Annotated in this window: 13 protein-coding genes; 5 read left to right on the top strand and 8 right to left on the bottom strand. The window is 68.5% G+C overall.

Annotated features, from left to right (window positions below; genetic code table 11):
• Window positions 1-9: 9 nt before the first annotated feature.
• On the bottom strand, window positions 10-789 hold the full coding sequence (gene hisN, locus G3I17_RS19630; RefSeq protein ID WP_164598286.1) for a histidinol-phosphatase: 780 nt from the start codon (window positions 787-789) through the stop codon (window positions 10-12).
• Window positions 790-954: 165 nt separating this feature from the next.
• Here hisN and G3I17_RS19625 point away from each other — a divergent pair, with 165 nt between their 5' ends.
• On the top strand, window positions 955-1,449 hold the full coding sequence (locus G3I17_RS19625) for a DUF2231 domain-containing protein (protein ID WP_164598284.1): 495 nt from the start codon (window positions 955-957) through the stop codon (window positions 1,447-1,449).
• Window positions 1,450-1,580: 131 nt separating this feature from the next.
• Here the strand turns inward: G3I17_RS19625 and rsgA are convergent, their stop codons facing one another.
• From rsgA to G3I17_RS19590, 7 genes are all read right to left on the bottom strand, one after another.
• Window positions 1,581-2,573, bottom strand: a complete 993-nt coding sequence (gene rsgA / locus G3I17_RS19620; protein ID WP_164598282.1) for a ribosome small subunit-dependent GTPase A — start codon at window positions 2,571-2,573, stop codon at window positions 1,581-1,583.
• On the bottom strand, window positions 2,573-3,859 hold the full coding sequence (gene aroA / locus G3I17_RS19615; RefSeq protein ID WP_239062698.1) for a 3-phosphoshikimate 1-carboxyvinyltransferase: 1,287 nt from the start codon (window positions 3,857-3,859) through the stop codon (window positions 2,573-2,575). The genes rsgA and aroA overlap by 1 nt, the downstream gene beginning before the upstream one ends.
• 90 nt (window positions 3,860-3,949) lie before the next feature.
• Window positions 3,950-4,540, bottom strand: a complete 591-nt coding sequence (locus G3I17_RS19610; protein ID WP_164598280.1) for a DoxX family protein — start codon at window positions 4,538-4,540, stop codon at window positions 3,950-3,952.
• A 102-nt stretch (window positions 4,541-4,642) separates the two neighbouring features.
• A complete protein-coding gene (locus G3I17_RS19605) occupies window positions 4,643-6,718 on the bottom strand; it encodes an ABC transporter ATP-binding protein (RefSeq protein ID WP_164598278.1) in 2,076 nt (691 codons plus the stop codon).
• Window positions 6,715-7,638 carry an ABC transporter permease gene (locus tag G3I17_RS19600; protein ID WP_164598276.1) on the bottom strand — a complete coding sequence of 308 codons (924 nt, stop codon included), beginning with the start codon at window positions 7,636-7,638 and terminating at the stop codon, window positions 6,715-6,717. The genes G3I17_RS19605 and G3I17_RS19600 overlap by 4 nt, the downstream gene beginning before the upstream one ends.
• On the bottom strand, window positions 7,635-8,567 hold the full coding sequence (locus tag G3I17_RS19595; RefSeq protein WP_164598275.1) for an ABC transporter permease: 933 nt from the start codon (window positions 8,565-8,567) through the stop codon (window positions 7,635-7,637). Before G3I17_RS19595 ends, G3I17_RS19600 begins: the two co-directional genes overlap by 4 nt.
• Before the next feature lie 150 nt (window positions 8,568-8,717).
• On the bottom strand, window positions 8,718-9,782 hold the full coding sequence (locus G3I17_RS19590) for an Lrp/AsnC family transcriptional regulator (RefSeq protein WP_164598273.1): 1,065 nt from the start codon (window positions 9,780-9,782) through the stop codon (window positions 8,718-8,720).
• A gap of 95 nt (window positions 9,783-9,877) precedes the next feature.
• Here G3I17_RS19590 and G3I17_RS19585 point away from each other — a divergent pair, with 95 nt between their 5' ends.
• Genes G3I17_RS19585 through G3I17_RS19570 form a run of 4 tightly spaced genes read left to right on the top strand, consistent with a single transcriptional unit; the run spans window position 9,878 to window position 14,716 of the window.
• Entirely contained in the window at window positions 9,878-11,125 is a 1,248-nt protein-coding gene (locus G3I17_RS19585) for a M20 family metallopeptidase (protein ID WP_164598271.1), read from the top strand.
• Window positions 11,122-12,789, top strand: coding sequence for an ABC transporter substrate-binding protein (locus G3I17_RS19580; RefSeq protein WP_164598269.1), 1,668 nt, complete (start codon window positions 11,122-11,124; stop codon window positions 12,787-12,789). The genes G3I17_RS19585 and G3I17_RS19580 overlap by 4 nt, the downstream gene beginning before the upstream one ends.
• Entirely contained in the window at window positions 12,786-13,481 is a 696-nt protein-coding gene (locus tag G3I17_RS19575; RefSeq protein ID WP_164598267.1) for an isochorismatase family cysteine hydrolase, read from the top strand. The genes G3I17_RS19580 and G3I17_RS19575 overlap by 4 nt, the downstream gene beginning before the upstream one ends.
• Window positions 13,478-14,716, top strand: a complete 1,239-nt coding sequence (locus G3I17_RS19570) for an amidohydrolase family protein (protein WP_164598266.1) — start codon at window positions 13,478-13,480, stop codon at window positions 14,714-14,716. Before G3I17_RS19575 ends, G3I17_RS19570 begins: the two co-directional genes overlap by 4 nt.
• Window positions 14,717-14,744: the final 28 nt, after the last annotated feature.

Genomic DNA, 14,744 nt, shown 5'->3' with positions numbered 1-14,744 from the left:
GCGTGCGAGCTAGGCGAGGCGGCGGAGTACTTCGTCGTGGAGGCGGCCGTTGGTGGCTACGGCGTTGGGGCCGGTGGGGCCGGGAGTGCCGTCGACGGAGGTGAACTTGCCGCCGGCCTCGTCGACGATGATGGCCAGCGCGGCCATGTCGTACAGGTTGAGTTCGGGCTCGGCCGCGATGTCGACAGCGCCTTCGGCGACCAGCATGTACGACCAGAAGTCGCCGTACGCGCGGGTGCGCCAGGTCGACTCCATCAGGTCGGCGAACTGGTCCTTCTTGCCGAGCTTCTCCCAGCCCTTCAGCGAGGAGTACGACAACGAGGCGTCCTCGATCGTGGCGACGTCGCTGACCCGGCACGGCTGGGCGGACATCAGCGCGCGACCGGTCCACGCGCCGTCGCCGTACGACGCCCACCAGCGGCGGCCGAGAGCGGGCGCGGAGACGACGCCGACGACGACCTGGTCCTCGATCATCAGGCTGATCAGGGTGGCCCAGACGGGGACGCCGCGGATGTAGTTCTTGGTGCCGTCGATCGGGTCGACCACCCAGCGGCGCACGCCCCAGCCGGTGGTGCCCTCCTCCTCGCCGACGAACGCGTCCCGCGGCCGGGCCCGGGACAGCGTCTTGCGCATCACGTCCTCGACCTTGCGGTCGGACTCGCTCACCGGGGTGAGATCCGGCTTGGTCGCGACGTGCAGGTCGAGCGCCTTGTAGCGGTCCATCGTGGTGGAGTCGGCGTCATCCGCCAGGATGTGGGCGAGCCGCAAGTCGTCGGTGTGCGAGGGCATGACCGGAAGGCTAGCCTGCCGCCTGACCACTCAACAGGTGCGCCCGTACCGCGGGCTGGGCTGGGCCGGGCCGAAGGTTGCGAGTCGGTCTCGGCTCGGGTTGAACCATCCGGGGTGATTGAACGTGACACTAGTGTTCAGAAGACAACGACTGCTGGAGGCGTCATGTTCGAGCGCTTCGGGGATCTTCCGCTTCACGTCCTGGTGATCCACCTGACGGTACTGCTGCTGCCGGTCGCCGCGCTGACCGCGATCGTCTACGCGCTGGTGCCCAAGTGGCGCTGGCTGCTGCGCTGGCCGACGCTGCTGCTCGGGATCGGGTCGCTCGTCTGCGCGTTCGTGGCCAAGGAGAGCGGTGAGGCGTTCGTTGCCGCGGTCCCGCAACTGCAGCCACTGGTCAAGGTCCACCAGGACCGGGGCGACGTGCTGTTCTGGATCGTGCTGATCTTCGCGCTGGCCGCCGTGGCGGCCTTCCTGCTGCTCGCCGGGCCGTCCGCGCTGGCCAGCGGAAAGGGCGCCAAGGCAACCAAGAGCCGCCCGCTGGAGCTGCTGACCAGCGCGGCGATCGTGGTCATCGGCGTCCTGGTCATCATCCAGACCATCCGCACCGGCGACGCCGGCGCCAAGGCGGTCTGGGACGGCCAGCTCCCGCCCAAGTAGCTCGCACGCCGAACCCCGGGACGCGTCCCGGACCGCCATCACACACCAACTCTGCTCACGCACGCTGTGCTCCGCCTGGAGACGCTCGGTTCAGCGGCTCCGGAGGAGGTTGGTGTGTGGTGGCGGTCCGGCTAGGTGGTCTCCAGGTCGCGGCCTTCGCGGCTCGCCAGGAGGCGGCGGAAGGAGGCGACCCGTTCGGGGTCGATGCGGCCCGCCTCGACCGCCTCGTCGAGGGCGCAGTTGGGCTCGGTCTCGGAGTGCGTGCAGCCGCGCGGGCAGTCGCGCGTCTCCTCGGCCAGGTCGCCGAACGCGTGGATCAGCTGATCCGGCTGCACGTGCGCCAGCCCGAACGACCGGATCCCAGGCGTGTCCACGATCCAGCCGCCGTCGGGCAGCCGGAGCAGCAGCGCGCTCGTCGACGTGTGCCGCCCGCGACCGGTGTTGTCGTTCACCACGCCGATCGCGCGGTTGGTACCGGGCACGAGAGCGTTGACCAGCGTCGACTTGCCGACGCCCGAGTGGCCGACCATCATGCTCGTCCGGTCGCGCAACTGCTCGGCCAGCTCGCTGAGATCGCCGTTGTGCTGGGTGGCGACGGACTCGACGCCGAGCGGCCGGTAGATCGAGAGCAGCGGATCGGGGTCGGCCAGGTCGGTCTTGGTCAGGCAGAGCAGCGGTCGCATGCCCGCGTCGTACGCCGCGACCAGGAAGCGGTCGATCAGTCTCGTCCGCGGCTCCGGATTGGCCACCGAGACGACGATGACGAGCTGGTCGGCGTTGGCGACCAGCGGCCGCTCGACCGGGTCGTCGTCATCGGCGGAGCGGCGCAGCAGCGTCTTGCGGGGGAGCACCTCGACGATCCGGGCCAGCGTGTCCTTGTCGCCGGTGGCGTCGCCGTCGAGCTTGACCAGGTCGCCGACGATGACGCCCTTGCGGCCGAGCTGGCGCGCCTTCATCGCCGTCACCACGCGATCCGATTCGCCCACCCAGCAGGTGTAGCGGCCGCGGTCGCGGGTGATCACGAAGCCGATGACGGCGTTGTCGTACGTCGGCCGGTCCTTGGTCCGCGGCCGGGTGTGGCGCTTGGGACGGTCGTACTTGGCTTCCTCGTCGTACTTCGACATCAGCTCACCAGCGCCGACCAGAGTTGCGGAAACTCGGGCAGGGTTTTGGCCGTCGTTGCGATGTTCTCGATCTCCAGACCGGCCACGGCAAGGCCTAGTACGGCGGCGGCATGCGCCATCCGGTGATCGTGGTAGGTGCCGAAAAGCCCACCATGCAAGGGTTTCGGGCGAATCTCCAGCCCGTCGGGGGTCTGGTTGACGTCGCCGCCGAGCGCGTTGAGCTCGGTCTCGAGCGCGGCCAGCCGGTCCGTCTCGTGGTTGCGAAGGTGTGCGATGCCGCGCAGGTACGACGGTCCGTCGGCGAGCGCGGCGACAGCGGCGAGCACCGGCGACAGCTCGCCCACCTCGCTCAGGTCGAGGTCGACGCCCTGGATCCGGCCGGCGCCGCGGACGGTCAGCTCGCCATCGGTGAGCGTGACCTCGGCGCCGAAGCGGGTGAAGATGTCGGGGAGCTGGCCGCCGGGCTGGGTGGTGTGAGCCGGCCAGCCGGTCACGGTCACCTCGCCACCGGTGACGATCGCGGCGGCCAGGAACGGCGCCGCGTTGGACAGGTCGGGCTCGATCGCGGTGTCGAGGGCGCGGATGGGGCCGGGAGCAACGATCCAGCGATTGGGTTGGCTGTCGTCGACCTGGACACCACGCTCGCGCAGCATCGCGACGGACATGTCGAGATGCGGCTGCGACGGTACGGGTTTGCCGTCATGCAGGATATCGACGCCCTCGTCGTACCGGGCTCCGGCCAGCAGCAGGGCCGAGACGAACTGGCTCGACCCGGACGCGTCCAGAGTCACCTTGCCGCCGCGGACCGCGCCGGTGCCGCTCACGGCGTACGGCATGCGGCCGGTGCCGTGGTCCTCGATCTGTACGCCGAGGGCACGCAGTGCGCCGAGGATGACGTCCATCGGGCGCTCGCGGGCGTACAGGTCGCCGTCGAACGCGATCTCGCCGTCGGCCAGCGCGGCCACCGGCGGAACGAAGCGCATCACGGTGCCGGCCAGCCCGCAGTCGACGCTCGCCGGGCCTTTGAGCGAGCCCGGGGAGACGGTGACTAGGCCGTCCTGCTCGGTGATGGCGACGCCGAGGGAGACGAGAGCGGTACGCATCAGCCCGGTGTCGCGGGCAATGAGCAACCCCGACAGCGTGGACGGACCGTCGGCGATCGCGGCGAGCACGAGCGCCCGGTTGCTGATCGACTTCGACCCGGGAACGGTCACCCGCCCACTCACCGCACCCTCAGCCAACGGTGCCGGCCAGCGCTGCTGCCCTTCCATCCCGTTCCCAGCCATCTCACTCCCAGCTCTACGGATGATTCCGCCCCGAGCCTAGTGCCCCGAGTCCGAAGATCCCGAAGTGACGATCCGGGCTGCGCCGGGCGGTCAGCCGAAGGGGAGTTCGGCTCTTGCCAGGCTTGCTGCGTGTTTTGCCTCGCGTTTGGCGGTTCGGGCGAACTGCTTCGTCTCCCGCTTGGCGAGCCTCGCGCCGCGCTTGGTCTCGCGTTTGGCTGCCTTGGCGCCGTGGCTGGCCCGCCAGGCGACGCCGGGCTTGCCCTCGGTGTCGACCGCGGCGAGCAGCAGGCCGCCCATGATGCCCAGGTTCTTCATGAACTGGACCTTCTGAGCTGCCTTGGCAGCCTTGTCGGTCTCCTGCCAGAACGAGTGCCCGGCCAGCGTCGTCGGCACCAGCGATCCGGCCAGCAGTACGGCGCCGAGCCGCCGTCCCTTGCCGGTCGCGAGCGCAAGCCCACCGAGCAGTTGGGCAGCGCCGTTGAGGCGGACGAGGTTCGCAGTACTCTCCGGGATCCGGTCGCCGAGTTGCTGTGGCGCCACTTTCTGGATCAGCGGGATGAAGCGATCGGCGACCGGCTGAGCCTTCGCTACGTGCGGCTCGGGGTCCCGGATCGCTTTCAGGCCCTGGACGACGAAAATGGTGGACAGCAACGGCCTGGCCAGTGCGCGCACGACAGTCATGACTCCTTCTTACCTGGTCGGACAATCCTGGTGAGGCACCAGGTGCCCCGCGCGTCTTGTACCCACTCTTGAATCAGGCGGCGGCGATAGCAGGTCAGGGGCTCAGATCGGGCCGCCGTCCGTGGTCAGCGGGTAGTGGCAGGCGACGGCGTGGGGTCCGTCCCGCAGGACCAGGCCCGGCTCCTCGCGGGCACACAGGTCCGTGGCCAGGGGACAGCGGGTGCGGAAACGGCAGCCGCTGGGCGGGTCGATAGCCGAGGCGATCTCGCCCACGAGCCCCGCCTCCGGCGTCTCGTTCCGCCGGCCCGGGTCGGGGACAGGGACGGAGGCGATCAGGCCCGCGGTGTAGGGATGCCGGGGCGCTGCGTAGACCTCGGCGCTGGGACCCAGCTCGACCAGCTTGCCCAGGTACATCACGCCGATGCGGTCCGACATGTACCTGAGCAGGGACAGGTCGTGCGAGATGACCACGTAGGTGAGGGAGTAGGCCGCCTGCAGGGAACGCATCAGGTTGAGGATCTGCGCCTGGATGGAGACGTCGAGCGCGGAGACCGGTTCGTCGGCGACGACCACCTTCGGTCGCAGAACGAGGGCGCGGGCCATCGCGATCCGCTGCCGCTGACCGCCGGAGAACTCGTAGGCACGTCGCGTGGCCGCGGTCCGCGGTAGACCGACGGCGTCGATCAGCTCCATCACCTTTGCCCGCCGTTCGCTGCGGCTGCCGATGTGCTGGGCGGCCAGCGGCTCGGCGATCAGGTCGGCGACGTTCATCCGCGGGTCGAGGGCGGCCGCGGAGTCCTGGAACATCAGCTGCAGGTCGCCGCCGCGCCTGCGTTGGGCCGAGGGGGTGAGGCGGCTGATGTCGCGGCCGTCGAACAGTACTGCGCCGCTGGTGGGCGTCTCGAGACCGACGAGCATCCGGCCGACCGTCGTCTTGCCCGATCCTGACTCGCCGACAATGCCGAGCGTTTCGCCCTCGATCACGTCGAGGCTGACGTTCGAGACCGCGTGCAGCACCCGGCGCGGCTTGAACGGTGCCGGGTTCTTGATCCGGTACTGCTTCTCGATCGAGTCGAGCGTCACCAGGGTCCGTCCCGTACCGCCGCGCGGGCCGAGGTCCAGTTCGGTGTAGAGATGCTCCTCCTCGGCGTCGCTGATGTCGGTCGGCCGCGGGTGGAAGCACGAGTGGGTGTGGCCGGGGGCCACTTCTACCGACGAGGGGTTCTCGGTTCGGCAGTCCTGGCCGGCGAAACGACAGCGAGGTGCGAAGCGGCACATCGGTGGCAGGTCGATCAACTGCGGAGGAAGACCGGGGATCGAGGCCAGCGCACGACTGGCATCCAGCTCCATGGTCGGCATCGACTCGAACAGCGCCTGCGTGTACCGGTGGCTCGGCGCGGCGAACAGCTCGGCCGTCGGTGCCTCCTCGACGATGCGACCGCCGTACATGACCGCCACCTTGTCGGCGTGACCGGCGATCACGCCCAGGTCATGGGTGACCAGGATGATGCCCATCCCCAGGCGAGCCTTCAGGTCGTCCAGCAGTTCGAGGATCTGGGCCTGGATCGAGACGTCGAGTGCGGTGGTCGGCTCATCCGCGATCAGCAACCGCGGTTCGCACAGCAGCGCGATGGCGATCATCGCGCGCTGCCGCATACCGCCTGACAGCTGGTGCGGATAGTCCCGGAGGCGCTCTTTCGGCCGCGGCATCCGGACCAGCGAGAGGACTTCCTCGGCGCGGCGGTTGGCCTCGGCGACGGACGTACCCGGTCGGTGGATGCGGTACGCCTCACGCAGCTGGCTGCCGATCGTCCGGGTCGGATTCAGCGACGTCATCGGATCCTGGAAGACGGCGGCGATGTCGTTGCCGCGCAGCTTCCGGAGCTCGGCCGGGGTCATCGCCGTCAGCTCGTGCCCGTCGAACTCGATGGAGCCGCCGACGACGGACCCGCCGGGCGGCAGCAACTGCAGCACCGACATCCCGGTCATCGTCTTGCCTGATCCTGACTCGCCCACGAGGCCGACGGTTTCGCCGGCCCGCACGGAGAAGGTGACGCCGTCGACCGGCCGCACCACGCCGTTCGGAGTGCGGATCTCGACCTGCAGGTCGCGAATGCTCAGCACCGTCTCGCCGTACTGCGTACTCGGCGCCGCGATGGCAGGGGAAGTGGTGCTCATGTCGTCTCCTCGGAGGCCAAGGTGGTAACGATGGTCGGGCCGGGAGCGGTCCTGGGCAGGCTGGTCCGGAGCCCGCCGAGAGCCCGGAATCTCGTCCACCCCCGTCCGCTCGAGTCGATCAGTGTCATCACCCAGTCGCCGGCGAAGTTGGCGACCAGGATGGTGAGGGTGATCGCGATCCCGGAGAAGGTGGACAGCCACCAGGCCGTCGACAGACTCGTCGCGCCGGCCGCCAGATCGCTGCCCCAGTCAGGGTTCGGCAGTTGCACCCCGAGGCCGAGGAAGCTCAGCGTGGTCGCCGTCAGGACGGCCCAGCCGACGGCGCTGCTTGCCATCACGACCACCTCGGTGACCAGGTTGGGCAACAGGTGCCGGACGGCGGTCCGCGGGCCGGTGGAGCCGAACATCCTGGCGGCCTGGACGTACTCGATCGAGCGCAGCCTCCGGACCGACGCCTCCACGATCCGGGCGAACCCGGGCGTGTAGGCGACGCCCAGCGCGAGAATGATGCTCTTCACCCCGGCGCCGAGGGTGGCGATCAGGATGAGCGCGATCAGCAGCACCGGAAGGGCGAGCAGCACGTCGACGATCCGCATCACGACGAGGCTGACGGTCCGTGGTGCCATCCCGCCGACCAGGCCGATCGCGACACCGGCGAGCATCGCGAGCAGGACGCCGCCCAGGCTGGCTGCCAGCACCGGCCGGGCGCCGTAGATCACCCGGCTGAAGATGTCGCGGCCGAGCTGGTCGGTGCCGAAGAGGTGAGGGCCGCCCGGCGGGGCCATCGGGCTGTCACCGTTGTCCAGTGGGCTGGTGTGTGCGAACAGCCCGGGATGGACGAGCAGCACCAGGAAGGCAAGCAGGATGATCACCATCAGCACCGATGTCACGATCCGGCCGTAGCGGCTCCGGGCGATCATGCCGAGGCCATGTTCAGCTGGGTGCGGGGGTCGATCGCCCCGACGACGAGGTCGACGACCAGGTTGATGACGATGTAGCTGAGGCCGATCAGCACGATCGCTCCTTGGACGACGGGGATGTTCTTCGTGGTGATCGACGTGGCCAGGAAGCTGCCCACCCCGGCGCGACCGAAGATCACCTCGGTCACGGCGGCTCCGGTGAGGATGTTGCCGAACTGCAGGCCGATCATCGTGACGGCCGGTGTCGAGGAGTTCCGGAAGACGTGCGCCAGCAGGACGCGCAGTTCCGAACACCCCCGGCCCCGGGCCGACTTCACGTAGTCACTGCGGTACTCCTCGATCACCCGCCCGCGGATCAGCCGGGTGAGGATCGCGGCGTAACCCCAGCCGAGCGAGATGGCAGGCAGGATCAGACCGCTGGCGGTGCCGTTGTCGATCGCCGGCAGCCAGTTGAGGTGGAAGGCGAAGCCGAGGACGAGTAGCAGGGCCAGGAAGAAGTACGGGATCGCGACGCCGACGAAGGAGACGAAGCGGGCGATCGTGTCCAGCCACGAGTTGGGCCGGACCCCGGCCACGAGCCCGAGCGGTACGCCGACCAGGACGGCCACGAGCATCGCCGTACCGGTCAGGGCGAGCGTGCTCGGTGCGCGGGAGACGAGCTCGTAACCGACCGAGTTGTGGGTGACGTAGGACGTTCCCAGGTCGCCGTGCAGCAGTTGCCCGAAGAAGTCCAGGTACTGCTGCCACAGCGGCTGGGTCAGACCGAGCTGGTTGCGGAGCTCATCGATCTGCTCCGGGGTCGCGTTCGAGCCGAACAGCATGGCCTGCGCCGGATCACCCGGGACCAGGTGGATCAGCAGGAACGCGACGATCGTGACGCCGACGATCACGGGGATCGAGGCGAGCAGACGGCGGAGGACAAAGGTCATGGACAATTTTGTAGCCCGCCATTGTCACATCCAGATTTCCCCTCTCGGTGTACACCGGCTTACAGACCTGTTTCAGCCGGATCACGGCCAGCCGGGTGGCCGCCGGTTTGGCGGATTTCTTCAGCGGCCTCCCCGCGACGGCCGATAAATTCAGTACACCGGGTCGAGGCCGGCCGGATGCTCGAGGGTGTCCTCCCAGATGTTGATCGGGACGACCCCGATGGCGCGCCCGTGGTGGTCCAGCAATCGCCCCATCCGCTTCACCGTCCGCAGCACGACGAGCCGGTCGACGATGCGGACCTGGGGGAGCCGGTTCGCGATCGCCAGCTCCAGTCGATGCACCTCCTCGACGGTGTGCAGCCAGGCACAGAGCAACATGCTCGGCGCGGACGACACCGTGGTGCACAGTCGCACCTGGCGGATCTGCGAGATCGTCCGAGCCGTCGCCGGCAGCCCGTCGACGGGCGCGTCGGCCCACAGGTAGACCTGCACCGGTGAGCCCGAGAGCTCGGCTGCCACGTCGGTGCGGGGGACGAGCATGCCGCCGCCCAGCAGCTTGCCGACATGCCGCCGCACGGTGGTCGGGCTGAGGTCCGCGTCTGCCGCGAGTTCGGCGTACGAGGCTCGTCCGTTGACCGTCAGCAGACCGGCCAGCCGCTGCACGTCCGGAGTCATGATGACGGCCTCGTCGGGCCGGACCGGCTCAGGTTTGGAGCGCAGCCGCTCCAGCACCCGGAGGGTGTCGTCGGGAAGGTCCATCAGGCGCCACGCGGATCCCTCCGTGTAGATCTTGGTGGCGATCCGCGCTCTGGTCCTGAGCACGCTCTCCATGCTGCCCAGGTGGTCCAGCAGATAGTGCGACAGCGTGATCAGGTTCGCGGCGGCGATGGTGAGCAGGATGTCCGCGGTGCCGGTGGTGATCTCCACCGTCAGGACGATCTCGTGCCTGGCCAGCTCGGCCGCCACTTCCTTGCGTTTGCCCGGCTGGCAGTCGACCTCGACGTACGCGACGCACTGCTCGGTGTTGCGGCTCATGCCCGGAGCCGCGGTCACCCAGGCGACGCCGGTCGCGCTGATGCGTTCCCAGCGGCGCGCGGCCGTGACGCCGCTGACTCCGAGGGCCTCGCCGATCTCGGTCCACGGCGCCCGCGGGCCGACCTGGAGGGCTCCGATGAGCTCCCGGTCGTCACTGGTGAGATTGGTGGATTCCTTCATAAAGCGGCCTGTTCTGAATGAAATCAAGCACGAAACCAACATGTAACAGATGTGATCTTAGCTTGAGGGCAACTCCAGCGAGCAAGGGAAAATGCATGACGATCAGCGGCACACTTCGTTCGGACGTCGCGGAGCTGGGCCCGGAGATGACTGAACTCCGGCACCGGCTGCACCGCGGTCCGGAGATCGGGCTGCAGCTGCCCAGGACCCAGGAGACGCTGCTAGGGGCGCTCGGGGACCTCGGGCTGGAGATCACCCTCGGCAAGAGCGTCACTTCCATCACCGGGGTACTCCGCGGCGGTCGCAGTACCGGCACCGCCGTACTGCTTCGCGCCGATATGGACGCGTTGCCGGTGCAGGAGCGCAGCGGCGAGCCGTTCAGCAGCGAGATCGCCGGTGCGATGCATGCCTGCGGTCATGACCTGCACATGGCGATGCTCGTCGGCGCCGCGCGGCTGCTCGCCGAGCGGCGAAACGAGCTCGCCGGCGACATCGTCTTCATGTTCCAGCCCGGCGAAGAGGGCTTCGACGGTGCCGGTGCCATGATCAAGGAGGGCGTGCTGACCGCTGCCGGCCCTCAGGCGAGTGCCGCCTACGGCATGCACGTCCGCTCGGGCAAGACGCCGAACGGTGTCTTCACCACCCGCGGTAACACGATGATGTCGTCGAGCAGCAAGCTGAAGGTGACGGTCCAGGGCCGGGGCGGCCACGGCTCGTCGCCACACCTCGGCCGTGACCCGATCTCGGCGGCCGCCGAGATGATCACCTCACTGCAGACGATGGTGACCCGGCGGTTCGACATCTTCGACCCGGTCGTGATCACGGTCGGCGCTGTCGCCGCCGGCAGCGCCAGCAACGTCATTCCGGACACCGCTGACTTCCAGGCCACCGTCCGGACCTTCTCCGCCGCGAACGGTGAAGCGGTCGGTCCGCTCGCGACGGCGGTCTGCCAGGGCATCGCCCTGGCGCATGGGCTGGAGGTCGAGGTGGAGTACATCCGGGAGTACCCGGCGACCGTCAACGACCCCTTCCACGCGGGGTTCGTCGCGGACGTGGTGTCCGACGTGTTTGGCCAGGACCAGTTCCTGCCGATGGAGTTCCCCGAGTCGGGCTCGGAGGACTTCTCCCGCGTACTGCAGGCCGTCCCGGGCAGCTACCTGATGCTCGGCGCCTCGGTGGCGGACGATTTCGCGAACGCGCCCAGCAACCACAGCCCGCTGGCGCGGTTCGACGATCAAGTGATGACTCGGGGCGCACTGCTCCATGCCGAGCTGGCCATCCGGTCACTCGAGCGACTGGGGGCGCAGACAGAAGAACCAGAAAGCAGAAGGAGTCCATCGTGAGCCTCGAACCCACCATTTCACCCGCCTTACGCTCGGAGCTTTACAGCCGCCGGAGCCTGCTGAAAGCCGGCGCGGCCGGCCTGCTCGCGCTCGGCGGCGGCTCGGTGCTCGCGGCCTGCTCGGACAACGCGTCCGGCTCGGGCGCAGGTAGCAAGACGAGCACCTTGACGGTCGGGGTCTACCAGGAGCCGGACTCGCTCGACCCCGGGGCCACCGGCCTGGCGATGGTCGCGATGATGATCACGCACATCTACGACCCGTTGTTCTGGTGGCTGCCGGACGCCTCGGGCAAGAACGTGATGCACCCGGGACTGGCCAAGAGCTACGAGGTGTCGAAGGACGCCACGACGTACACGTTCAAGCTGCGCGACGACGTCGACTTCCACGACGGCACGCACTTCGACGCGAACGCGGTCAAGGCGACGTTCGACCACATCGTCGACCCGGCGACCAAGTCCCGCTCGGCCAAGGGCGGGCTCGGCCCGTACCAGGAAACCGTGGTCGTCGACCAGTACACGGCGAAGGTGGTCTTCTCCCAGCCCAACGCGGCCTTCGAACACGAGATGACCAACATCACCTACGGGATGCAGTCACCCGCGGCGCTGACGAAGTACGGCACCGACATCGCCGCCCACCCGACCGGCACGGGTCCGTTCAAGTTCGTGGACTACGTCAACCAGGACCATGTCGGCCTGGCGAAGAACCCTGCCTACAAGTGGGGTCCGGCCCCCTTCGGTCCGGCCGGTCCGGCCAAGCTGGAGAAACTGAGCTTCAAGATCCTGCTTGACACCAACGCCCGCTACAACGCGTTGCGCGGTGGGCAGGTGCAGATGGCGATGAGCCTCGACCCCGACACGATCGCGACCGTCAAGAAGACGGCGCAGTTCAAGCACTACGACATGCCGTCGACCGGGCATCCGTACGGCTACCCGATCAACGTCGACAAGGGCCCGACGAACGACCTCAGGGTCCGCCAGGCCATCCTCTACGCGGTCGACCAGAAGAAGCTCAACGAGAGCGTACTGCGGGGCGCCTTCACGCCGGCCTACAACATCCTCACCCCCAGCACCCCTGGCTACGTCAAGGCCAACGACACCATGTACGCGTACAACCCGGCCAAGGCGAAGAGCCTGCTGGACGAGGCCGGCTGGATCGCCGGCCCGGACGGCACCCGGAGCAAGGGTGGCCAGAAGCTCACCCTGGACATCCTGATCCAGAGCGCGAACGGGTTCGACCTGCCCACGCAGTACGTCGTGAACGCGCTCAAGGAGGTCGGCTTCAGCTCGACCACCAAGTCGCAGCCGTTCACCACGGCGGCCGCGTCGTACAACCAGGGCGTGCAGAACCTGTCGGCGATCTTCTACTACGACGTCGACCCGTACCTGCTCAACAACCTGGCCACCAGCGGCCAGGTCAAGTCCGGCTTCAACTGGGCCCACTACAAGAACCCGGAGATCGACGCAGCCATCCCCAAGGCGAACTCGATCGTCGACGGCACCGCGCGGACCGCTGCCTACGAGAAGATCACCACCACGCTGATGGACGACGCGATCTTCCTGCCGCTGTGGAACGTCAGCGGCGTGTACTCCGGCGCCGCCAACCTCGCCGACGTGCACTTCGGCCCGACCGGGTACTCCTACTACCACGCGGCGTCGTTCCAGTGATCGAAGTCGGCGGCAAGCAGGTTCTGACCGAGCTCGATGAGCTGGTCGATCCGGCCCGGGCCGCGCTGGTGATCATCGACATGCAGCGGGATTTCGTCGAGCCGGGGTTCGCGTTCGACCGGCAGGGCGTGGACCTGTCGATGTATCCCGCGGTACGTCCCCGGATCGCCGCGTTGCTGGCTGCGGCTCGTACCGCCGGAGTCCTGGTCGTCCATGTACAGATGACGACCTTGCCCGGTGGAATGAGCGAGTCGCCCGCACAGCTACGGTTCAATTTGCGCCTGCGGAGGCAGGACAGCATCACCAGTGGGCGGTTCCGCTTCACCGAGCAGGGCGATGCCGGGCGTGAGTTCGTCGACGAGCTCGTGCCGCGCGATGGCGAGCTCGTCGTACCCAAGTGGCGCTCGAGCGGCTTCTGGGGCACGAGCCTCGATCTGCTGTTGCGAAGCAACGGCATCGAGACGGTCGTCGTCAGCGGCTGCACGACGGAAGGCTGTGTCGAGTCGACTGCCCGCGACGCACTGTTCAACGACTACTACGTGGTGATCGTCGAGGACTGTGTCGCCAGCGACGACCGCGCCCAGCACGAGGCGTCGCTGCTGCTGATGCGGCACCGCTTCGAGGTCGCGTGCTCGACCGACGTCATCCCCGAATGGGAAGTTGCTGTACGCAATAGAAAGGTGAGTGCGTGAGCTCCGATCTGATCCTGAGGAACGGCATCGCCTTGATGGGCGAGGAACTCCGCGAGAAGCCGTTCGGTTCGCTGGTGGTGCGACAGGGCGTCATCACGGAGGTGACAGCCGAGCAGGTGCCTGCTGACGGCACCCCCGAGGTGGAGCTGCGCGGCGCGTTCGTGCTGCCGGGGCTGATCGACTGCCATGTCCACTTCGACCTGGCCGCTCACGCGGCGCCGTTCCTGCACTGGGACCGCGCGCCGTTCGTGCGCTCGATCACCTGCTTCCACAATGGCCTGCTGGCCTTGCGGGCAGGGATCACCTCGGTGCGCGATCTCGGCTCGGTCGACCGGATGACGCTGGACTACGCCGGGCAGGTGAACTCGGGTGAGCTGCTGGGGCCGCGCGTCGTCGCGGCGGGCCGGCCGATCACGATGACCGGCGGGCACTGTGCGGACTACGGACGGATCGCCAACGGCGCCGACGACGTGCGGCTGGCCGTCCGCGAACAGCTCGCGGCGGGGGCCGGCGTGGTGAAGCTGATGGCGACCGGCGGGATCTCGTCGCCCGGTAACCCGGGACTGCCACAGCTCGGGATCTCCGAGCTCGCGGCCGGGATCGAGGAAGCTCACAAGGCAGGCGTCCTGGTCGCCGCCCACGCCCACGCGCCGCAGGGCATCACCAACGCGATCGCGGCCGGCGTCGACACGATCGAGCACGCCGCCTTCGCGGAAGACGACAACTACAAGCAGATGATCGATGCGGGTGTGACGCTGGTACCGACGGTCACCGCGCTGAACCCGATCGCACCTGGCCTCGGCATCCCGGCGGCGACTGTCGAGAAGAGCTTGAAGGCGCGGGAGACCTACCGGGCCAACACGGCCAAGGCGATCGCCGCGGGGGTGCGGATCGCGGCAGGCACGGATGCGGGCACTGCCTTCAACCCGATCGGCGGCCTGCTCGACGAGCTGATGATGTACGTCGACCGCGGCATGACCGCAACCGAGGCGCTGCGGGCGGCCACGGTCACCGCCGGGACCTTGGTACGGCGAGCCGGCGAGGACGCCCCGGTCGGCGTACTGGCCGTCGGAGCGCGCGCCGATCTGCTGGTGGCCGAGCGCGATCCGCGAAAGGGCCTCGAGGTACTTCGTCGCCCGGTCGGCGTCGTGGTCGGAGGCCGGTCGGTCGACCTCGGCTGGGTCGAGCGCACGCTGGCCGAAGTCACTCCGGTGCTGGTGGAGCCCCCGGCGTGACCGGCAGCATTGACGCAGTACAAGGGCT

It is taken from the genome of Streptomyces sp. SID13031 (assembly GCF_010548305.1).
In the GTDB taxonomy this organism is placed as follows: domain Bacteria; phylum Actinomycetota; class Actinomycetes; order Propionibacteriales; family Kribbellaceae; genus Kribbella.
The sequence above is the reverse complement of the archived record's forward strand: the minus strand, read 5'-3'. Positions and strand labels throughout refer to the sequence as shown.